The organism is Roseinatronobacter sp. (assembly GCF_051859525.1).
Taxonomy (GTDB): Bacteria; Pseudomonadota; Alphaproteobacteria; order Rhodobacterales; family Rhodobacteraceae; genus Roseinatronobacter.
On record NZ_JBHYFM010000001.1, the window covers coordinates 370107 to 389917 of the forward strand.

The following is a 19811-nucleotide window of genomic DNA, read 5'->3' on the forward strand; positions in this document are numbered from 1 at the left end:
GAACCGGTTTTGAGCTTCTCGAACATGCAAAACCAATAAATTAGAGCATGTCGCGTGAACGCGAATGAACGCGACATGCTCTAAATGCAGATTACGCGGAAAACGGATCGTTCGGGTATTCCACGCCGGTCAGGTATAGCCCGTCCGGCGGGCTTACGGGTCCGCAGGCGGCGCGGTCGCACGCATCAAGCGCTGTTTTCACATCTTGCGGGGTCCATGCGCCAGCGCCGACCCGTTCAAGGGTTCCGACAATGCTGCGCACCTGATTGTGCAGAAATGACCGCGCCCGCAACGTGAAGCGAAATTCCTGTCCTTCGGGCACATCCACACAGGTAATATCCAGTTCATCCAGCGTCTTGACGGGGGACGCCGCCTGACATTGGCTTGCGCGGAATGTGGTGAAATCATGCTGCCCCAGCAAATGCCGTGCAGCGTCTTGCATGGGCGCCAGTGCCAGCGCGTGCCGGATGTGCCAGATGCGGCCCGCCTCGAATGTCGGGGGCGCGCGGCGGGCCAGCAGGCGGAACAGGTAGCGCCGCTCGGTCGCGGAAAAGCGCGCGTGAAACCCCTCATCCACCTTTGCGCAGGCCAGTATCGCCACGGGCGCAGGGCGCAGGTGGTGGTTCAGCGCCTCCATCAGTCGAAAGGGCGGCCAGTCGCGGCTCATGTCGCAATGCGCCACCTGTCCGGTGGCATGCACGCCCGTATCCGTGCGCCCTGCTGCGCCAATCGCGGGCAGTCCCCGTTCCAGCTTGGCAAGCGCGGCTTCAATCGCGCCTTGTACGGACGGGTGGTCCGCCTGACGTTGCCAGCCGCAAAAGGGCCGTCCATCATATTCTATTTTCAGGGCATAGCGTGGCATGGATGGGCAATTAGCGCGGGCGCATGGTTTTGGCAATCAGCCTTCTTCGGCCAGAATGTTGCGCAGCCCGCTTTCATAATCGGGATAGTGCAGGTCCAGCCCCAGTTCGCGCTTTATGCGGTCATTGCGAACCCGTTTGCTGTCGGCATAAAAACTGCGCGCCATTGGCGACAGATCCGCATCCTCGAACGGGACTTCCGGCGGCACGGGCAGCCCGGCAAGGCGCGCGGCGCAGGCAAGGACATCTTGCGGGGGGGCTGGCATGTCATCGCACAGATTGTAAATGCGACTGCCAATGTCCGAGCGTATCGCAAGGTCCAGCGCCTGTCCGATATCCGCCTGATGGATGCGCGAGAAATACTGTCCGGGTTTCACCACACGCTGCGCTCGCCCCTCGCGCAGTTTTGCGATTGGCCCGCGACCCGGTCCGTATATACCTGCCAGCCGGAAGATATGCAGCCGGACGCCTGCGCGGTCGCAAATGTCCTGCCACGCGGCTTCTGCCTTGATGCGCGCCTGTGCGCGGGCGGATGCGGCATTGGGTGGGGTGTCCTCGTCAACCCAGCCCCCTTGCTGGTCGCCATAAACCCCGACTGTGGACAGGTAGCCCACCCAGCGCAGGTGACGCGCGCGGGAAATCTGGTCACCGTGCGCGGCCAGAACCGGATCTGCCTGTCCGGGCGATACTGATGTCAGAAGGTGGGTCGCCCGTTCCAGCGGCAATTCTGCACCGGGCCAGAGTATCGGGGTGACCCTGCGTTCAGCCATGGCGCGGGCCTTGTCGGGGTTGCGTGTCGTGCCGAATATGGTCCAGCCGCGTGGCAGCAACAGCGCCTCCAGCGCCTGCGCGCTGTATCCATGCCCGAGTGAAAGAAGTGTTCCTGTCATATCGTCAAGTATTGATCCATGGCGCGCGGCACTGCAAGGGGGCGGCGCGGTGTTTTCGCACTGGCGGTGCGGCGCGTGTGCTGGCAGGGTGGTGAAAACTTATGCAGGTGTGATGAATGACCCCAGAGACAGCAAAATACGCGTTGATCATGCTGGCGGCGGGAATCGGCGTGCCGGTTCTTGCCGCGCTGAATGCCCAGCTTGGCGCGCGCCTCGGATCGCCTGCAGTGGCGGGCGCGATGATGTTTGTGATCGCGGCAGTTGTTGCGATGCTGGTGGCCACTTCGCTGGGGCAGGCGCGCACATTGACCGCGCTACCCGCGCAACCGCGCCATCTGTTTCTTGCGGGCATCTTGATTGCCTTCTACCTGCTGTCGATTTCATGGGTCGCGCCGCGTTTCGGTGTCGGGAACGCGGTCATGTTTGTGTTGCTGGGCCAGATTGTCGCGATTTGCGTGATTGACCAGTTCGGCCTGTTCGGGGCGCGGTTGCGCCCCCTGGATCTGCCGCGATTGGTGGGCATTATACTGATGGCGGTGGGGGTCGTTCTGGCGCAGCGCCCGCCATCCTGACGGGTTTGGGGGCGCAGGCCCTGTCAAACATGCAGGCGCGACCTTTCACTGGTTTGATCAGTATCAAAGACAGGTTTTGCGCTGTGTGGCACTATCTGGCGTCGATATTTTGCAAAAAGTCCAGTTCAGGAGACCGCCATGAAAGACGCCGCGCCATCCCCATCCGCATCAGCGCCACAGCAGGCCGATCACCCCGCCAGACCCGAGATGCCAGCCACCTTGGGTGCGGAAGTCGCGGCACAAACTGATGCGCAGGGTGGTGAGGCAGGGCAGGATGTGACTGCGCCCTTGCCGGGCGCGGATGGTGCGCAGAAAATGAAGACCGCGCCCAAAACTTACAAATGGGTGCCCGATCCTGCCGAACTGACGACCGAGGAAATCAGGACATTCTTTGAATCTGACCGCTACCCATACCGCTACAAGATGCCCCGCCAAAGCTATGAACAGCAAAAGGCCCGGCTACAGGCCGAATTGCTGAAGGTTCAGAAATGGGCCATCGAAACCGGAGAGAGGTTCGTCTTCCTGTTTGAGGGGCGCGATGCGGCGGGCAAGGGCGGCACCATCAAACGCTTCAATGAACACCTGAACCCGCGTTTCGCGCGTGTGGTCGCCCTGAACAAACCGTCCGAGCGGGAGGCGGGGCAATGGTATTTCCAGCGCTATGTCGAACACCTGCCCACGGCGGGGGAAATGGTGTTCTATGACCGGTCATGGTATAATCGTGCGGGTGTTGAACGCGTGATGGGGTTTTGCAGCCCCACCGAATATCTGGAATTCATGCGACAGGCCCCTGAATTTGAACGCATGCTGGTCCGTTCGGGCATCCGGTTGCACAAATTCTGGTTCTCGGTCACGCCCGAAGAACAGTTGCGCCGCTTCACCGCGCGCGAAACCGATCCCCTGAAGCGGTGGAAGTTGTCACCGATCGACAAGGCAAGCCTTGGCAAATGGGAAGAATATACCCAAGCCAAGGAAGCGATGTTCTTTTATACCGACACCGCCGATGCGCCATGGACAGTCATAAAATCCAAGGACAAGAAACGCGCGCGGCTGGAATGTATGCGGCATTTCCTGTCAACGCTGGAATATCCTGACAAAGATCCGGAAATCGCGCGAAAACCGGACCCGCTGATTGTTGGTCGGGCGCGTCATGTGGTTTTGTCCGGCGCGGAGCTTAGCCATGTGATGGGCGCATCCGCCGGATAGTCCTGCCGGCAGCGTTGGAAAAACAAAAGGCGGGCAAATGGCCCGCCTTTTCGTCTAATTGTCCGGATGGCGTTCAAGCCTTGCTTGTGCCGTCATTCTGCGCATGTGGTGCAGGCTGGAATAGTGTTGCCAGACGCGCCCAGCCCTTGCGGATGCCTGCCTGAAGATAGGCCGCACGCAGGCGGCGCGCATCTTGTTCCAGTCTTGTGATATCCACAATGTCGGGGTTCTGGTCATAAAGTGGTGTCATGTCATGTGCCTTGATATGGTGGTGTTCTGTTGCATCCGAAAGTAGTCGCTGCAACGCAGCATTGCGAGGGACAATTCCGAAACTCCGCTATGCAGCAGGTGCAATCCTCGTCAGCTCACTTGCCACGTTAGCGCTAACTGTCTATATGCTGGCATGGAATGAATACTTGCCCGCGCGTCTTGCGCCAGCCTATCGGAGGGATCATGCCACTCAATTCCGGGATTGAAGCCGTCACGGACAGAATCCGCGCACGTTCTGCCGCGCGCAGGGCGCAATATCTGGACCGGATGCGCGCCGCCGCCGATGCCGGACCCGTGCGCGCGCATCTGTCCTGTGGCAATCAGGCCCATGCCTATGCCGCGATGGAAGGGGACAAGGAAAGCCTTGCCGCAGGGCGCGCACCCAATCTGGGCATTGTGACAGCTTATAACGACATGCTGTCGGCGCATCAGCCGTTTCAGGCCTATCCCGACATCATCCGCAATGCCGCGCGCGCAGCCGGTGGAACCGCGCAGGTGGCGGGCGGCGTGCCTGCCATGTGTGACGGCGTGACCCAAGGCCAGCCGGGTATGGAATTGTCGCTGTTTTCACGCGATGTGATCGCCCTGTCGGCAGGGGTGGCAATGTCGCATAACTGTTTTGATGCGGCTGTCTGGCTGGGCGTCTGTGACAAGATTGTTCCCGGCCTTATCATTGCGGCCGCGACGTTCGGACATGTGCCATCGGTGTTTATTCCAGCCGGTCCCATGACCAGCGGACTGCCCAATGACGAGAAGGCAAAAGTCCGCCAGAAATTTGCCCAGGGCGAAATTGGCCGTGATGAGTTGATGAAGGCCGAAATGGCCAGCTATCACGGGCCGGGCACCTGCACCTTCTATGGCACGGCCAATACCAACCAGATGCTGATGGAATTCATGGGCCTGCATTTGCCCGGCACAAGTTTCATCAACCCGAATACGCCCTTGCGCGATGCGCTGACGGTGGCTGCAACCGAACGCGCACTGGCCATTACCGCGCTTGGCAATGATTACCGGCCCGCGGGGCAGGTTCTGGACGAACGCGCTTTTGTGAATGGCATTGTGGGGCTGATGGCAACTGGCGGGTCCACCAATCTGGTGCTGCACCTGCCTGCCATGGCGCGCGCGGCGGGGATTGAACTGACCTTGCAGGATTTCGCCGATATTTCCGACATGGTGCCCCTGATGGCCAAGGTCTATCCCAACGGGCTGGCCGATGTGAACCATTTTCATGCCGCTGGCGGGCTGGGCTTCATGATCGGGGAATTGCTGGATGCGGGGTTGCTGCATGATGATGTCAGCACCATTGCCGGTGACGGGCTGGCCCGCTATGCGCAGGAACCCAAATTGCGCGACGGGCAGCTTGTTTGGGAAAACGGGGCAGGGCACAGCCTGAATGACCGTATTCTGCGTCCGGCTGCGGATGCATTCCAGAAATCGGGCGGGTTGAAACAGCTGTCGGGCAATCTGGGGCAGGGGGTGATCAAGACCTCGGCTGTGGACCCGTCGCGCCATGTCATTGAGGCGCGCGCGCGGGTTTTCCACGATCAGGGCGCGGTCAAGGCGGCGTTTCAGGCTGGCGAATTCACTGAAGATACCATTGTCGTCGTGCGGTTTCAGGGGCCTGCCGCCAATGGCATGCCGGAATTGCATTCCCTGACGCCCATTCTGGCGGTGTTGCAGGATCGCGGGCTGAAGGTGGCACTGGTGACCGACGGGCGTATGTCGGGTGCCAGCGGCAAGGTTCCCGCCGCGATCCATGTTGCGCCCGAAGCGGCCAAGGGCGGGCCGCTGGCGCGGGTGCAGGATGGCGATATGCTGCGCCTTGATGCGGTTGCGGGGCGTCTGGATGTGCTGGAAACGGGGTTCGAGGCGCGCACGCCGGTTGTTGCGGACCTGTCGGCAAATGAATTCGGTCTGGGGCGGGAAATGTTCGCGGCCCTCCGGCGTGCGGTAGGGGATTCCACCGAAGGGGCCGCTGTCGTCGTCTGACAGCGTTTCCGCGCGTCTACCCCTCTGGCGCGATGCGCCAGCGGGCCTCGTTTTCCTCGATCGCGCGAATGCGGTCTGCGGTTTTCGGGTGACTCATCAGCCACGCGGGCATGCCGCCGCCCATACCCGTCAGGGATTCCAGCTTCCGGAACAGGTCTTTTTGCGGGCCTGTTCCGATATCGGCCTTGACCAGCAGCGCGGAGGCATAGGCATCGGCCTCATATTCGTCATTGCGGCTAAGTTTCGCGGCCAGAACCGACACCAGAAAATTTGCGATAATCACCCCCAAGCCGGGCAGGAAACGGTTGAACACCGTGGCAAGGGCCATGCGCACAGCGTTTGTTCCTGAAAAATCGATCATGCGTTTGCGCGAATGCCCCAGCGCCACATGTCCCAGTTCATGCGCGATCACGCTGGCCATTTCTTCTGCCGAAACCTCGCCCTGCCGGTATTTGTTGTAAAACCCGCGCGTGATGAAAATGCGCCCGTCCGGTGCTGCCAGCCCGTTCACCGGCTCGATTTCGTAGATATGCACCTTGATATGGTCCACGCCCACAGCCTGCGCGAAGCGATCCGTCAGCCGTTTCAGCCGTGCATCCGCCAGCGGTGAGGATTTTGAATCCAGTTCCTGCTTGGTGCGCCAGCTTGAAAACCAGTACATCACCAGACCATAGGCCAGCAGGATCACAATAGGGGCAAGTTTCAACATAGGCAGAATATGGGGCGTGCATGGGGCATAGGCAATGCCTATCCGCCCAGAACCAGTGTCAGGCCCATCATCACCGCAAAAGATGCGGTGACAATCACGCCAGTCGTTGCCGGTGCCACGCCGTCACTGGCCTCCGGCAACAATTCCGAGAAGATCATCCACAGCATGGCACCTGCGGCCAGCCCAAGGCCCACTGGCAGGAATGGCGCAAAACTCAGCACGAACAGGAATGCAGGCACTGCCAGCAGCGGTTGGGGAACAGATGACAGGATCGCCCACCACGCCGCCTTGCCAATACTTGCGCCGCGCGGGACCATGATCAGCGCGATGGCCAGCCCTTCGGGCACATTATGCAAGGCAATGGCAATCGTGATGAAATCCCCCAGATCACGCCCGCTGCCATAGGCCACACCCACGCCCACACCTTCGGCGGCGGAATGCACGGTCATCACACCCATGATCAGCAGGATTTTCAGCCCGTCCGCGCCTTGCACATTGGCAATGCTGACATTGGTGCGTGCGTCCAGCGCCTGCTTGGCCAGCCATATGCCGGCCAGCCCCAGAACCAGCCCGACAAGGGTGCGAAAGCCGGAAAATTCAAACCCTTCCGCGATCAGGCTGAATGTGGCGGCCAGCATAAGCCCCGCCGCGATGGCATTGCCATAGGCCAGTGCGCGCGGCGTGACATTGCGCATCGCAGCAAGCGGCAATGCCCCCAGCCCGGTGGCAAGTGCCGTGATACTTGCCGCAAGAACTACCAGAAGGGCGGTCGGGTCGGACATATGGCACCATAGGTTAGAATTATTCTAATCTATGGTGCTTTCTGGGCTGTCGTCAAGCGGTGACGGGCTGATCAACATAAACACGTATTGGTCCTGTAGTTGCGATGGTGTCGCTTGCGGGCGCGGTCCATAGATGCACATGAATTGTCACATCAATGTTGTCTGGATGCGCTAAATGCCGTCCTGCGACATCTGGTGCATCATAAAGTCTTGCCAGATGGTTTGCCCTATATATAGTCCAGTTCATGGTCCGGATGATTGTCCGGCACCACAGCCCCTGCGGGGTGCGTTCCCCCAAGGGCTGCCAATACGGAGGCGGCACCTATGGATGGTGACTTTAGAACTGATTTTGTGCGTGAACCGGTGTCCCTGCGGAATTTTCCTGCATTGGTGCTGAACGCGGATTACAGGCCGTTATCCTATTATCCCTTGTCACTATGGCCGTGGCAGGATGCTGTAAAAGCGGTGTTTCTGGATCGGGTGGATATTCTGGCTGAATATGAACAGGTTGTGCGCAGCCAGCGCATGGAAATCCGTGTGCCGTCTGTGGTTGTGCTGCGCGATTATGTCCGGCCGCGCAAGCGTGTTGCCTTCACGCGGTTCAACCTGTTTTTGCGCGACGAATTTTCCTGCCAGTATTGCGGTGCGCGCAATGATCTGACCTTTGATCATGTCGTCCCGCGCAAGCTGGGTGGTGTGACCAGCTGGGAAAATGTGGTCGCCGCCTGTGCACCGTGCAATCTGGCAAAAGGGTCCAAGACATTGCGCGCATCCGGCCTGAAACTGCGCCAGACCCCCTATCGCCCCGATGCAGAAACATTGCGCAATTTGGGCCGGCGGTTTCCGCCCAACCACCTGCATGAAAGCTGGCTGGACTACCTGTATTGGGATACCGAACTGGAGGCATGAGCCCCACCAGCCCCCCGTGACGGCCCCCAGCCGGTTTCGCAGCAACCCTATGCGCAATTGCACATAAATGCTGCATACTGGTGCGGATGCGCCGCATCGCCACAAGGCGGTTTTCCTTTCGGGTTGCGCAAGATGTATCTTTTCGGCTAGTTCCAACGCAAATCGCATGGACCCGGTGCAAGTCCGGGTGGCTCTTCCGGCCGCTGATCCGCCGGATAACCTGAACACACACCATGAAAACCGGCATGCTGTACGTCAGCCATTGCCGGACAGGAACCTATGACATGATTTCACTAGATGCTTACCGCGCGCAGTGGTTTGGCAATGTGCGCGGCGATCTGATTGCCGGGCTGGTTGTCGCGCTGGCGCTGATCCCCGAAGCGATTGCCTTTTCGATCATCGCGGGCGTTGACCCAAGGGTGGGGCTGTATGCCAGCTTTTCCATTGCTGTGCTGATTGCCTTTACCGGCGGCAGACCGGGCATGATTTCTGCGGCCACTGCTGCCACGGCGGTGCTGATGGTCACGCTGGTGCGCGATTACGGGCTGGAATACCTGCTGGCGGCCACAGTGCTGGCGGGGGTGTTGCAGATTGGCGCGGGCATTCTGAAGCTGGGCTTTGTCATGCGATATGTGTCGAAATCGGTTATGACCGGCTTCGTCAACGCGCTTGCCATCCTGATCTTTCTGGCACAACTGCCGGAACTGGACCCGCGACAGGTGCCGTGGATCACCTATGTTCTGGTCGCCGCAGGGCTTGGCATCATCTATGGTCTGCCCATGCTGACCAAGGCGATCCCGTCGCCACTGGTCACGATTGTGGTGCTGACGATTGTGGCCATGGTGCTGGGGCTGGATGTGCGCACAGTGGGCGATATGGGCGAATTGCCCGACACGCTGCCGGTATTCCTGATCCCCGATATTCCGCTGACATTCGAAACGCTTATGATCATCCTGCCCTATTCTATGGCCATCGCGGTCGTGGGCCTGCTGGAAAGCCTGATGACACAGAATATCGTCGATGACCTGACCGACACACGCTCGGACCGCAATCAGGAATGTATCGGACAGGGCATTTCCAACACCGCAACCGGTTTCATCGGCGGTATGGCGGGGTGCGCGATGATCGGGCAGTCAATCATCAACGTCAAATCCGGCGGGCGCGGGCGCTTGTCATGTTTCGCGGCGGGGGTCTATCTGTTGTTCCTGATCCTTGTGCTGGGTGATCTGGTGAAACAGATTCCCATGGCTGCGCTGGTGGCTGTGATGATCATGGTCTCCATCGGCACATTCTCGTGGTCGTCGGTCAAGGCGCTGCGTGTGCATCCGCGGTCCAGTTCCATTGTCATGATCGCCACTGTGGTGACGGTGGTTTACACGCATAACCTTGCGATCGGGGTTCTGGTGGGTGTGTTGTTGTCGGGTATCTTCTTTGCCGGCAAGATTGCGCAGTTGTTCACCATGCGCAGCACCATCTCGAATGATGGCAGCCACCGGACCTACAGTGTCGAAGGGCAGTTGTTCTACGGCTCGGTCGAGGATTTCATGAACGCGTTCGACTTCCGCGAAACGCTGGAGCGGGTCACCATCGATGTCAGCCGCGCGCATATCTGGGACATATCTTCCGTTCAGGCGCTGGACATGGCAATCCTGAAATTCCGCCGCGACGGGGCCGAAGTCGAGGTGATCGGCATGAATGAAGCCACGGAAACCATCGTTGACAAACTTGCCATCCATGACAAGCCGGGCGCGATGGACAAGCTGATCTCGCATTGAAAGGGAACATGACATGACGGACGAACCACAGAAAATCGTGGCCCTTGTCGATGGGTCGATCTATTCGGCCAGCGTGTGCGAACATGCGGCATGGATCTCACAGCGCACAGGGGCGCCGGTGGAATTGCTGCATGTGCTGGGCCGCCGCGACGCGCCCGAGAAGGCAGACCTCTCCGGTTCTATCAAGCTGGGCGCGCGCTCGGCCTTGCTGGCGGAACTGGCGGAACTGGACGCACAACGCGCGAAACTTGTCAGCCAGCGCGGCCGCGCCATACTGGAAGATGCCCGCGCCATTCTGGACAAGGCCGGTGTCAGCGAAATAACCACACGCCTGCGTCAGGGCGATGTGGTCGAAACGGTCAGCGAAGTCGAGCAGGGCGCCCGCGTTGTCATGGTCGGCAAACGCGGCGAAGCGGCGGATTTTGCCAAGGGCCATCTGGGGTCGAACCTTGAACGAATTATTCGTGCCAGCACCAAACCGGTCTTCGTCGCCTCTCGGGCGTTCAAGCCCATTCAGCGGGTGCTGGTGGCCTATGATGGTGGCACGTCGGCCAAGAAGGCCGTGGACCATATTGCCCGCAGCCCGCTGTTTCGGGAATTGTCTGTCCATGTGGTCACTGTAGGCACCGACACGCCAGCGGTCCAGAAGGGGCTGGCAGACGCAAAAGCAGTGCTGAAAGCCGCCGGAATCGAGGTCGAAACCTCTGTCATTGCGGGCCAGCCGGAAACCGTACTTGGCAAACTTGTGGACGAGGCAGGCTGCGATATGCTGGTCATGGGCGCCTATGGCCATTCGCGCATCCGCAGCCTGATCATCGGGTCCACCACCACGGCGATGATCCGGTCGTGCAAGGTGCCTGTGGTGCTTATTCGCTGACGCATCGGGGTCGGGCCTGACGAAAGCCGCCTTGGACACGGGCGGCTTTTTGTTTGACAGACACCTGCTGCGGACTGCCCTGATGTCTGCTTCTGACAATCTGCGGCAGGTGCTACCGGACCTGTTCAAACACGGCCATCTGGCTGGCCCCGCCAAGGTCCGGGTGACACCCGGCGATGTCGGAGTACATGACATCATAGCCAAAACTGGTGCCAACGCGGTCGCCCCATTTGCGAAACTGTGCCCGCCGCCACTCGAACCGGTGGCCCGGATGGCGGAACCTGTGGGCAGGCACCCCCAGCAGTGTGTTGAATTCCGCATTGGGCGTGGTAATGACGACGCTGCGCGGCTGCATTTTTCCGAAAACGGCGCATTCCAGCTGTGCCAACTGCGACGGGTCGATATGCTCAATCGTCTCGATCAGCATGGCGCAGTCGAAACCCGAAAGCGCCGGATGTGCCTGGGTCATGGACCCGTTGCGCAACTCGATCCGGGCCGCGCTGGCCGGTATGACGGACAATCTGTGGCGCAGGCGCGCAAGGGATGTTGCGCAGATATCGACCCCCACCAGCCGTGTTACGGCAGGCGCGTGCGCAAGGCGCACGAACAGATCACCATCCCCGCACCCCAGATCAAGCACACTGCGCGCCCCTGACCTCTCGACCACTGCAAATGCAGCGTTCAGGCGTTCTTCATGCATCCAGCTGGTCATGCCTGCCCCCATACCCGGCGCAGGCCAAGCACGCGCGGGGGCAACCGTTCAATTGCGGGACATATATTGCAGGTGGGGTCGCTGGCGCGGATCATGGCCAAGCGCTACAGTGAAACAGGGCGTTGCATCAAGACCACATCTTTTTCTGGCACATGACATTTCCAATTCCAACGCTGTGCCAGAAACCGAAAGGTCGCTTCGCGGTAGAAAACGACATGCGTGGGGTCCATGCGGTACCGCCACGCCGCAAAGCGCGCATCATCAGTTTGAAAACACGTCATCAGGCCCAGCCAACCGCCGGGGCGGACAAGCGCGCGCAGGCGGGTAAATTCGGAATGCGGGTTGTGAAAATGCTCGACCGTTTCGGTGCAGGTTACAAAATCGTATCTTGATGACAGGGGGGCAGGGTCCGGCGCGAAATAGGGATCGTAAACTGCCATGTCATGACCGCCATCGCGCAACACTTTGGCCAGTGCCGGACCTGGGCCACAGCCGAAATCAAGTCCTTTCGACGCGGGCGGCAGCCGCTTCAGCAGGGGGGTGGCCAGTTTCGACAAAAACCGCCGATAGCCGGGATCATCGCATTGGTTTTCGTGGGTCAGGTAATGCGCATATTCCGCACTGTCAGGCAGCCAGTATTGTGCTGGTAAAAAGCGTACTTCGCACGCGGTGCAGTGGAAATATTCCTTTGAGGCGACACATTGAAAAAACTGCGGGTCCGGCGCGTGGCACACAGGGCAGATTTCGGGCAGTGGTGATGCGTGCAAAGCAGGTTCGACATGTGCCAATTCGCGACCCCGTATCGCTGCGCAAGACTGAAATAGCCTGCCATGACTTTCCTTTAGCGCAACAAAAAACGCAACAGCGTTTACGATGTCACGAAGGATCGCGGCGTTACAACACCACCCCAGGCCGCGATCAGGCCGGGATAGCGGGTTATCCGCCCCCCCCTTGCCGTATCGTCCGTGTTATGGGCCGGATTGCAGCACATTGTTCAGCCGCTCGCGCAGTCTGGTGCTATCCTGGATTGTGTTTTGACCGGCACTTAGCAAGCCTGCCGACAGCTCAAGACCGGTTGGCGCAGCCGGAACCGAACTTTGCGCAAACTCCAGATCGGCCGTATCATTGCTTTCGGCCGGTGCCGCATCCTGATCCTCGGCGCGATCACCTTCCGTAGGCGGCATGTCCAAAGTGTTCCCCACGGCAGCGGCCTGGGACGTTATCGTAGCTGTCTCGGGAAGTGGTCGCAGATCCTGCCGCGCGAAGGTGGTGTCATTGCTGTCCTGATCATCGCGCCTCCGGGAGAGTGGCAGGGGCACCCCCCTCATCAGGTCAGCTTGCTCGTCAAACCCCAGCGAACCCAACCTGCTTGCCAGGATGGCCCGCGCTTCATCCGGCAAGGCGGAATTCCATGGGGTATGTTCGAACATTTGGGTGACGAATGTTGTGTCGTCGGCATTGCCAGTCAGATCAAGAAGCAGATCGCGCAACAGCATAACATTCTCCTGTGGGGGAATATCCGCATCATTCAGTCGCACCAGTGACAGGGCTTCTGCAAATTGTCCTGTTCGCGACAATCCGCGTGCCAGAAGTTTGGCCAGTATGTGCCCTTCATCTGACCCGCGCAGGGCGCGCAGCAATGAGTGTGCTTCTTCCGCAAGTTCGGGCGAGATGGGCAGGTCCAGATCCTGCTGGCGTTGCATCAGGAAGGTTACGGCCTCTATGGTCGGGTCCGCCAATAGGTCCTGCTCATAGCGCCTTGTGTCCTGACCTGATGCGCGCGGAAGGTCGAGCGTCGCCCGCGCTAGGCGAAGCGGGTCCGAACTGGTTTCGGAAATACGATCCAGACTGTCCCGAATGCTGTGCGCGTCAGACACGAATCCTTGCGCGGCAAGATGGCGCACAATATGCGGCCCAAGATGCAGGCGCAGATGTGCGGGTAGTGCCTGAATGGCCTGTACCAGACCGGCGATCGGGTAATCGTCGGGCAGGTCGTCCGGCAGGATGGCTAAGGCCTGCCAAAGCGTTGCCATCCCGCCGCATGGACTGATGTCCAGCTGCGCGAAATCCGTTGGAAGGGGGGTCAGGTCGACCAGATGGCTGGCCATTTCCAGAAACCGGTCCTGCGGTTGCGGCGCGTTGAGCAGGGAAAGGGTCAGACGGGCCTCCGCTCCGAAGCCCAGATAAAGATATTGTCGCACAAGATTCCGTGTTGCCCCGGGGTCGAGCGTATCTGCTTCATTGAACAGCGCCGCTGTCCCAACAGGCGTGAGCTGCGACGAGGCTTGAGTTTGCCACAATGACGGATCAATCGTGTCGTCGGGCGGACAAATGGCAAAAATATCATTTTGCAGGCTGCGTGGCGCGGCACCGCGCGCGGCCGCCACACTGTCTGTGATGGTCATCTGGCCGTGCGGGGGTATACCCTGCCTGTCGACGTGTCGGGAAGGCGGATCATCCGTGGTTGACAAACGGGGCGGGGCTGTGGTCGCGATTTCCTGATTGGGCGAGAGCAGTCCAAGCCCGACCGCTTCGGACAGGGCGCGCCCAAGGTCATGCGTCATTCCCTGCGCGATCACGTCGGATCGCGCGGGGGATGGCGGCGCACCCGTTGCCATTACATCATCGGCAGCAGGGGTGCCGACGATCTGTTCTAGCAACAGCGACTGACGTTGCTGTGGTGCCAATGAACGTCCTGTCAATGCGCTTGCCAGGGACTGGCCCGCAGCCAGTGCGGGCCCGTGCACCGGTGCGGACGTTTCTGCGGGACGCAGTATGGCCTGTTCCGGACGCGCTTGGGGCCGCGGTGTCGTTGCGGCAGGCATCCTTGCCCCTACAGCAATTTCCGTGACATCCATGACAAGGTATCTGGGCAAATCCTCGGACGCGCGCAAGAGGCAGTCACAATTTAGGCGAATTTCCAGACCTGTTTGTGTTTGTGCAACAGACCCGAGTCTTGTCCTCGGGATCCTTGCAAAGGTTTGCGACAAGTCAAAATCAAGTGCGGGGCCGGAAATTGTCAACTCTGCCAGACGGCCATCTTGGGTGATCTGCCAGTCGTTAGACTCTGGCAACTGTATGGAAAGCCGCGTGAAATCGGAATGTTCACCCGCCCGCACAGGAACTGTTGTTGTCTGGGCTACGGCAGAGACACTGCTGTAGATAAGACACAGAAACACTGGGATTGAACGAAATACCCACATTGTCAGGCAGCATTCTTCTTGAGGTCCCGCATGGCAGTTTCAAGTTCGCTGAAATCCGGGCGTTGATGATGTGGTGTATTCTGGCGGCCAACCTCGATACAGATATTGGCCGGATGGGCATGAAGGTTGGCGATAAGCACTTCACGGACAAGCTGGAAAAAATGATCATCTTCCTCGACAATATCGCGCATGCGCCCTGCAATCGGACCTACAAACCCATAGGCAAGAAAGACCCCCAAAAATGTCCCTGTCAGTGCACCACCGATCATTTTGCCCAGAATTTCGGGCGGTTCGGCAATCGCGCCCATAGTCTTGATGATACCCAGCACGGCTGCAACAATGCCAAGCGCGGGCAGGGCGTCCGCCACGACCTGAACGGCATGGCTGGTATGCAGCGCATGATGTTTCTGGGCTTCGAGGCGTTTGTCGATGACCTCTTCGACCTGATGCGGATCGTCGTAATTCATCGAGGCCGCGCGCAAGGTATCGCAAATCAGGTCCACGACGTCATGATCTGCCTGTATTTTCGGATACTTGCTAAAAATGGCCGAGTCATTCGGCGCCTCGATCTGTTCTTCTATGGCCACCGGATTTTGTCGGGAGAGCCAGATGAGTTCAAACAGCAGGCATAACAGATCACGGTAGTCGTCCGGCGACCATTTCGGCCCCTTGAAAACGCGCGCAATATCGCGACCGGCACCTTTGATTGTCGCAATGTTGTTTCCAAGTATGAACGCACCTGCTGCCGCTCCGCCGATCATTACCATTTCGAACGGAAGCGCCTTCAGGATGATTCCCATCGTCCCGCCTGCTGCGAGATATCCGCCGAAAACCATTACGAAAACGACAACGATGCCAACGATTGCTATCACAATGTGCCTCTATCTGTGGTGTGAACCTGGTTTCGATCTTGGTGCAGTTTCGTTAACAAAGGGCTTCGGCTACGCGTGAAAAGTTCAGTCCCGCGGTGTATTTGCATTGCGGCCTGCCAGAACGGCGCTGATGGCATAGGCCGTCACCGGGTCGAGCGCGGCCATCACGGACCCGGCAAAATCCGGACGCAGACGCGCGAAGAAGCCTGCTGCGAACTGGACATCCATCTGGGTAAACAGCTCTGCCGCTTGCTGTGGTTTCATATGCTCATAAACCGCCGTCAGCCGCGCCACGTCATCTTCGGCGGCAGATTGGGTCAATGCGATCGTCTGGAGCAATCTTTCCTCTGCCTGGGCGAGTTCTGCCAGTTGGGCGCGGATATCTGCTTCTGCCTGCCGCAATTCCTGCGCGCGCTGTTCCTGCCGTTCCTCCATCTGCTGCAGGCGCGCTTCTCTCGCGCGCAAGCTCTGGAACAAATCGCCGGGATCTGCTTGCGCAGTCCCTTCGGGCGCGGGGGCATTTGCGGGGGTATTCGCGCTTTCGGCGGCAATAACTTCTGCAACGCCAAGACCCAAACGTGACAGGCCCGCGACGAAAAACAATGCGGTCAATACCATCAGCGCAGAGGATGCGCCGCGTTTTCGTGCCGCGTTTGCAGTGCTTCGGTGTTTCATTGACGACGACCCGCTGTTTCGCGTTGCCGCAGGACCCGCGTTTTCTTGGCCCGGTCGCCAAGACCGGGCGCGAAATCCGCGTCCTTGTCCAGCCTGTCGGTATGGTCTGCCCCCGCCAGTCCGGATGCTGCGCGCGAACGCGGTTTTGCAGCGGCCAGCAGAAGCTCAAGGTTCCGCGTGGCCGTTTCCGCACGCGCGATCGTCAGGTTCAGGTCGGATTCCGCTTTTGTGCTGGATTGCGCGGCCAGATTCAGGGCCGTAGTCAGCGCGTCCACTTGTTGTGACAATATAGCGATGGCAGAACCGACATCGCCATCAAGCCGCGTCAATGCGCGCAACCTGCGCGACAGCAGCATGCAATACGCCGCAGCGAGGAACGCGCCAAGCGCAACCGCGATATCTATCAGAAATGCCATGAGAAACCCCTAGCTAAGTACAAATTCAGTGATCAGGAAGTCGCGGATATGCCCCTGTCCGGCGACAGTCTGCAGCCGCCGCAGGATTTGCGCGCGCAGCCGTATCAAAGAGGCCGGTTCGGCCAGGTCACGCGGGTCCACGGCACGCAGATACATATTGATGACATCGATGAAACGCGGCTGCAGTCGTTCGATTTCCGCGCGCGACGCACTCTCAACCTCGATCTGGCCGGCAAATTGCAGATGCCGGGATGTCGACCCGGGGGCAAGGCTGATTGTGATTCGCTCAATGGGAACAAAAGCAAAGTCCTGCGCGATTGCAGCAGGTTTCTCGCCCGCAGGTGCGGGGGCCAGAATCAGGCCTGAATACACCGCGAAAAACCCCCCGCCACCAAGGATAAGCGCCCCGAGAACCCCAATAATCAAAGGGATCAAACCTGATTTTTTCGCTGGTGGGGCGTCTGAGCTGGGGGCTGTGTCTGTGGCTGCTGTCATCTGGCAATTCCCGGAAACGAAATTTTCTTAGATATGCCACAAGGTCACTAACCGATTGTTAAGCGAGAGCGGCGAAACTGCGATCAGATCAAGGGCAGAAGCCCACACAAGGAGAATCGCAGTGCAGAAGTTTCAGTCGCTCTGGTCCGCGCTGGACAATACGAAGCGCATTCTGATCATCGGGGTCGCAGTCTTGATGTTCGTTGCGGTCACGGGTTTGGCGCGTCTGGCTTCTAGTCCCGGCATGTCACTTCTGTATGCAGGACTGGAAGATGCGGCGTCTGGCGAAGTGATTCAAATGCTGGATACACGCGGTATCCGCTATGATGTCCGGGGGGATGCGATTTTCGTGCCCTCCGCGCAGCGTGATGAAACACGGCTGATGCTGGCTGCGGCGGGGTTGCCGGCGAATTCCCATGCCGGGTACGAATTGCTTGATTCGCTCTCGGGGTTCGGCACCACATCCCAGATGTTCGACGCCGCGTACTGGCGCGCGCGCGAAGGGGAACTGGCACGCACCATAACGGCCAGCCCGCATATCCGCTCGGCGCGCGTGCATATCTCGCAAGGGGCAAACTCGGCCTTCCGGCGCGAAATCGCCCCCAGCGCATCGGTGACAGTGACGACTGTTTCGGGCATGCTGAACCCGGCGCAGGCGCGGGCTATCCGGTTTCTGGTTGCCTCGGCCATTGCCGGTATGCAGCCCGAGGATGTGTCGGTCATCGATGGGGCTGGCGGGCTGGTCTATGGACCGGAAACCGAGGCATTGGCCAATGGAAATGCCAGTGACCGCGAAGCCGACATGCGCCGCAGGGTTGAACGCCTGCTGGAGGCCCATGTCGGCCACGGGCGCGCGGTCGTCGAGTTGAGCGTAGACACTGTGACCGACCGCGAGACGATTCAGGAACGGCTGGTCGATCCAGATACCCGTGTCGCAATCAGTACCGATACCGAAGAAAGCGAGGTGAACAGCACCGATTCGCGTGCGCAGGGGGTCACTGTGGCGGGGAACCTGCCGGATGGCGATGCGGCGGCCGGAACCGATGGAAGCGCCCAGAACCGGGAAACCCAGACACGCCAGCGCACGAATTTCGATATGTCCGAGACCCGCCGTGAAATTGAACGCCTGCCTGGCGCGATACGGCGATTAAGCGTTGCTGTGCTGATTGACGGGATCACGGAAACGGATGCGGAGGGCGTTGTGTCATGGCGACCCCGCAATGCAGAGGAGCTGGAGGGGTTGCGGGATCTTGTGGCGTCGGCCGTAGGGTATGACGAGGCGCGCGGGGATGTCATTACGCTGCGATCCATGGCGTTTGAACCCATCGCCGCATTGGGAACAGAAGCAAGTTCATCGCTGTTTTCCACGTCTAGTCTTGATCTTATGACATTGCTGAAATGGGTTTTTGCGCTGGTGGCATTGGTGGTTCTGGCCGTGTTCGTTTTGCGCCCGATCCTGCGTGCCGCCACCCAAGCGTCGCCTGAACAGGGGTTTGACAGATTCGAACCAAATGACCCGCCTGCATTATCCGGCGGCGGGGGCTTTCCGGAAATGAACACAGCCCTTGCACTGGATTTTCCGGCAATGGGCGGCGGGGGGGACGCGTTTGGCAACGCCGATGATCCGGTGTCGCGCCTGCGTGAACTGATCGCCGAACGCCAGCAGGAATCTGTCGAAGTGCTTCGTCACTGGATGGATGAAGGCAATACCACCCCGAAAGGAAACTAGATGAGGAAGGCGATGCTGAAGCTGGAGGTGTTTGAAACCGCCATGCCTGATGAAGAGCCGCTGCTTGATGCAGAAGCTGCCGAAGCGCTGCGCGTGCAGTCGTATGAGCAGGGCTACGGCGCGGGCTGGCAGGATGCGTTGCAACAAATGCGCGACGAGGATGCGCTGCGCGAGGGGGCCGCACTTGAGGCGCTTCAGGCGATAAGTTTCACTTACAACGAGGCCCACGCTGCGCTGGAAGCGTCCTTCCTGTCGCTGACAGAGACATTGATCGAGAAACTTGTCCCGGAGATTATGCGCCTTTCCCTGCCGGGGCTGGTGCTGGAAGGGTTGCAACAGGCGGCGGCACGACCGGCACGCAGTCCGCTGACCCTGTATTGTGCGCCTTTGGCACGTCCGGCATTGGAACATGTGGTTGCCGCCGTGCCGGGGATCGAAATCCAGCTTCTGGAGGAAGCAAGCTACACCGAAGCGCAGGTGGCATTGCGTGTGGATGACCACCAGAAAACGATCGATCTTGATGCTGTGATCACGCAGCTTCGGGACGCGTTTGCGCAGCAGGTGGCACTTAAGAACATGAGAGAGGCCTGAGAATGCAAGAGAGTGAACTGAACACTGCCATCCTGGAGCAGGTGCCGGTTGAGATTGCCGTTTCGGTGGGACGCGCGCGGCCCATGGTGCGCGAGTTGATGCGGCTGGGGCGGGAGTCGGTCCTGCCGCTGGACCGCCGCATTGATGATCCGGTTGAACTGTTCATCGGTGAAAAGCTGATTGCCCGCGGCGTGCTGGAGGAGATGGAGGGCGACAATGCCGGCTATCTGGGTGTGCGCCTGACCGAGATTATTGACCTGAAAGCGGTGTTGTAGCGCC

The 19811-nt window shown here is 59.6% G+C and carries 21 protein-coding genes and 1 other annotated feature; of the genes, 9 read left to right on the forward strand and 12 right to left on the reverse strand.

All coding sequences use genetic code 11. The features are described 5' to 3' along the window. Positions 1-91: 91 nt before the first annotated feature. Both truA and ACTIE1_RS01800 read right to left on the reverse strand, forming a co-directional pair. Positions 92-862 carry a tRNA pseudouridine(38-40) synthase TruA gene (gene truA / locus ACTIE1_RS01795; RefSeq protein ID WP_439560089.1) on the reverse strand — a complete coding sequence of 257 codons (771 nt, stop codon included), beginning with the start codon at positions 860-862 and terminating at the stop codon, positions 92-94. Between the two features lie 36 nt (positions 863-898). Next, positions 899-1750, reverse strand: a complete 852-nt coding sequence (locus ACTIE1_RS01800) for an SDR family oxidoreductase (protein WP_439560088.1) — start codon at positions 1748-1750, stop codon at positions 899-901. A 116-nt stretch (positions 1751-1866) separates the two neighbouring features. Here ACTIE1_RS01800 and ACTIE1_RS01805 point away from each other — a divergent pair, with 116 nt between their 5' ends. Together ACTIE1_RS01805 and ppk2 are read left to right on the forward strand one after the other, a co-directional pair. Continuing rightward, entirely contained in the window at positions 1867-2322 is a 456-nt protein-coding gene (locus ACTIE1_RS01805; RefSeq protein WP_439560087.1) for a DMT family transporter, read from the forward strand. Between the two features lie 315 nt (positions 2323-2637). Continuing rightward, positions 2638-3528: a polyphosphate kinase 2 gene (gene ppk2 / locus ACTIE1_RS01810; protein ID WP_439560557.1), complete on the forward strand. Its 891-nt coding sequence runs from the start codon at positions 2638-2640 to the stop codon at positions 3526-3528. Between the two features lie 73 nt (positions 3529-3601). On the opposite strand, the gene ACTIE1_RS01815 is transcribed toward ppk2, so the two are convergent. Continuing rightward, entirely contained in the window at positions 3602-3778 is a 177-nt protein-coding gene (locus tag ACTIE1_RS01815; protein ID WP_439560086.1) for an RSP_7527 family protein, read from the reverse strand. A gap of 203 nt (positions 3779-3981) precedes the next feature. Between ACTIE1_RS01815 and edd the strand changes: the two genes are divergently transcribed. Continuing rightward, the gene (gene edd, locus ACTIE1_RS01820; RefSeq protein WP_439560085.1) at positions 3982-5787 is read left to right on the forward strand and encodes a phosphogluconate dehydratase; all 1806 of its coding nucleotides are present in this window, start codon (positions 3982-3984) and stop codon (positions 5785-5787) included. Between the two features lie 16 nt (positions 5788-5803). Here edd and ACTIE1_RS01825 read toward each other — a convergent pair whose 3' ends face one another. Both ACTIE1_RS01825 and ACTIE1_RS01830 read right to left on the reverse strand, forming a co-directional pair. Beyond that, positions 5804-6496, reverse strand: a complete 693-nt coding sequence (locus tag ACTIE1_RS01825) for a M48 family metallopeptidase (RefSeq protein ID WP_439560084.1) — start codon at positions 6494-6496, stop codon at positions 5804-5806. A 38-nt stretch (positions 6497-6534) separates the two neighbouring features. Beyond that, on the reverse strand, positions 6535-7278 hold the full coding sequence (locus ACTIE1_RS01830; RefSeq protein ID WP_439560083.1) for a ZIP family metal transporter: 744 nt from the start codon (positions 7276-7278) through the stop codon (positions 6535-6537). 324 nt (positions 7279-7602) lie between these two features. On the opposite strand from ACTIE1_RS01830, the gene ACTIE1_RS01835 reads away from it, so the two are divergent. From ACTIE1_RS01835 to ACTIE1_RS01845, 3 genes are all read left to right on the forward strand, one after another. Then, on the forward strand, positions 7603-8187 hold the full coding sequence (locus ACTIE1_RS01835) for an HNH endonuclease (RefSeq protein ID WP_439560082.1): 585 nt from the start codon (positions 7603-7605) through the stop codon (positions 8185-8187). Positions 8188-8352: 165 nt separating this feature from the next. Further along, positions 8353-8408, forward strand: a sequence feature (sul1 is cis-regulatory element that is thought to sense ions involved in sulfur or methionine metabolism; They are found in Alphaproteobacteria). 63 nt (positions 8409-8471) lie between these two features. Beyond that, positions 8472-9962 (forward strand): SulP family inorganic anion transporter, encoded by a 1491-nt coding sequence (locus ACTIE1_RS01840; RefSeq protein ID WP_439560081.1) that lies wholly within the window; start codon positions 8472-8474, stop codon positions 9960-9962. A 13-nt stretch (positions 9963-9975) separates the two neighbouring features. Further along, entirely contained in the window at positions 9976-10839 is an 864-nt protein-coding gene (locus ACTIE1_RS01845) for a universal stress protein (protein WP_439560080.1), read from the forward strand. 112 nt (positions 10840-10951) lie between these two features. Here ACTIE1_RS01845 and ACTIE1_RS01850 read toward each other — a convergent pair whose 3' ends face one another. The 7 genes from ACTIE1_RS01850 to ACTIE1_RS01880 all read right to left on the reverse strand — a co-directional run bounded on the left by ACTIE1_RS01850 (position 10952) and on the right by ACTIE1_RS01880 (position 17143). Next, positions 10952-11551, reverse strand: a complete 600-nt coding sequence (locus ACTIE1_RS01850) for a methyltransferase domain-containing protein (protein ID WP_439560079.1) — start codon at positions 11549-11551, stop codon at positions 10952-10954. Positions 11552-11655: 104 nt separating this feature from the next. Further along, positions 11656-12339, reverse strand: coding sequence for a class I SAM-dependent methyltransferase (locus ACTIE1_RS01855; RefSeq protein ID WP_439560078.1), 684 nt, complete (start codon positions 12337-12339; stop codon positions 11656-11658). A 180-nt stretch (positions 12340-12519) separates the two neighbouring features. Further along, positions 12520-14238, reverse strand: coding sequence for a hypothetical protein (locus tag ACTIE1_RS01860; protein WP_439560077.1), 1719 nt, complete (start codon positions 14236-14238; stop codon positions 12520-12522). A gap of 518 nt (positions 14239-14756) precedes the next feature. Beyond that, positions 14757-15626: a flagellar motor stator protein MotA gene (gene motA / locus ACTIE1_RS01865; protein ID WP_439560076.1), complete on the reverse strand. Its 870-nt coding sequence runs from the start codon at positions 15624-15626 to the stop codon at positions 14757-14759. An 84-nt stretch (positions 15627-15710) separates the two neighbouring features. Continuing rightward, positions 15711-16301 carry a MotE family protein gene (locus ACTIE1_RS01870; RefSeq protein ID WP_439560075.1) on the reverse strand — a complete coding sequence of 197 codons (591 nt, stop codon included), beginning with the start codon at positions 16299-16301 and terminating at the stop codon, positions 15711-15713. Continuing rightward, positions 16298-16717 (reverse strand): hypothetical protein, encoded by a 420-nt coding sequence (locus tag ACTIE1_RS01875; protein ID WP_439560074.1) that lies wholly within the window; start codon positions 16715-16717, stop codon positions 16298-16300. The genes ACTIE1_RS01870 and ACTIE1_RS01875 overlap by 4 nt, the downstream gene beginning before the upstream one ends. A gap of 9 nt (positions 16718-16726) precedes the next feature. Next, positions 16727-17143, reverse strand: a complete 417-nt coding sequence (locus ACTIE1_RS01880; RefSeq protein WP_439560073.1) for a flagellar basal body-associated FliL family protein — start codon at positions 17141-17143, stop codon at positions 16727-16729. 190 nt (positions 17144-17333) lie between these two features. On the opposite strand from ACTIE1_RS01880, the gene fliF reads away from it, so the two are divergent. The 3 genes from fliF to ACTIE1_RS01895 are packed head-to-tail and all read left to right on the forward strand — an operon-like array spanning position 17334 to position 19807. Beyond that, entirely contained in the window at positions 17334-18941 is a 1608-nt protein-coding gene (gene fliF, locus ACTIE1_RS01885; RefSeq protein ID WP_439560072.1) for a flagellar basal-body MS-ring/collar protein FliF, read from the forward strand. Next, a complete protein-coding gene (locus ACTIE1_RS01890; RefSeq protein ID WP_439560071.1) occupies positions 18942-19532 on the forward strand; it encodes a hypothetical protein in 591 nt (196 codons plus the stop codon). A 2-nt stretch (positions 19533-19534) separates the two neighbouring features. Next, positions 19535-19807, forward strand: a complete 273-nt coding sequence (locus tag ACTIE1_RS01895; RefSeq protein ID WP_439560070.1) for a FliM/FliN family flagellar motor switch protein — start codon at positions 19535-19537, stop codon at positions 19805-19807. Positions 19808-19811: the final 4 nt, after the last annotated feature.

What these genes read in the sequence shown, in the direction of transcription:
- truA (WP_439560089.1), bottom strand. Translation starts at nt 862, where the DNA reads ATGCCACGCTATGCCCTGAAAATAGAATATGATGGACGGCCCTTTTGC.
- ACTIE1_RS01800 (WP_439560088.1), bottom strand. Translation starts at nt 1,750, where the DNA reads ATGACAGGAACACTTCTTTCACTCGGGCATGGATACAGCGCGCAGGCG.
- ACTIE1_RS01805 (WP_439560087.1), top strand. Translation starts at nt 1,867, where the DNA reads ATGACCCCAGAGACAGCAAAATACGCGTTGATCATGCTGGCGGCGGGA.
- ppk2 (WP_439560557.1), top strand. Translation starts at nt 2,638, where the DNA reads ATGAAGACCGCGCCCAAAACTTACAAATGGGTGCCCGATCCTGCCGAA.
- ACTIE1_RS01815 (WP_439560086.1), bottom strand. Translation starts at nt 3,778, where the DNA reads ATGACACCACTTTATGACCAGAACCCCGACATTGTGGATATCACAAGA.
- edd (WP_439560085.1), top strand. Translation starts at nt 3,982, where the DNA reads ATGCCACTCAATTCCGGGATTGAAGCCGTCACGGACAGAATCCGCGCA.
- ACTIE1_RS01825 (WP_439560084.1), bottom strand. Translation starts at nt 6,496, where the DNA reads ATGTTGAAACTTGCCCCTATTGTGATCCTGCTGGCCTATGGTCTGGTG.
- ACTIE1_RS01830 (WP_439560083.1), bottom strand. Translation starts at nt 7,278, where the DNA reads ATGTCCGACCCGACCGCCCTTCTGGTAGTTCTTGCGGCAAGTATCACG.
- ACTIE1_RS01835 (WP_439560082.1), top strand. Translation starts at nt 7,603, where the DNA reads ATGGATGGTGACTTTAGAACTGATTTTGTGCGTGAACCGGTGTCCCTG.
- ACTIE1_RS01840 (WP_439560081.1), top strand. Translation starts at nt 8,472, where the DNA reads ATGATTTCACTAGATGCTTACCGCGCGCAGTGGTTTGGCAATGTGCGC.
- ACTIE1_RS01845 (WP_439560080.1), top strand. Translation starts at nt 9,976, where the DNA reads ATGACGGACGAACCACAGAAAATCGTGGCCCTTGTCGATGGGTCGATC.
- ACTIE1_RS01850 (WP_439560079.1), bottom strand. Translation starts at nt 11,551, where the DNA reads ATGACCAGCTGGATGCATGAAGAACGCCTGAACGCTGCATTTGCAGTG.
- ACTIE1_RS01870 (WP_439560075.1), bottom strand. Translation starts at nt 16,301, where the DNA reads ATGAAACACCGAAGCACTGCAAACGCGGCACGAAAACGCGGCGCATCC.
- ACTIE1_RS01875 (WP_439560074.1), bottom strand. Translation starts at nt 16,717, where the DNA reads ATGGCATTTCTGATAGATATCGCGGTTGCGCTTGGCGCGTTCCTCGCT.
- ACTIE1_RS01890 (WP_439560071.1), top strand. Translation starts at nt 18,942, where the DNA reads ATGAGGAAGGCGATGCTGAAGCTGGAGGTGTTTGAAACCGCCATGCCT.
- ACTIE1_RS01895 (WP_439560070.1), top strand. Translation starts at nt 19,535, where the DNA reads ATGCAAGAGAGTGAACTGAACACTGCCATCCTGGAGCAGGTGCCGGTT.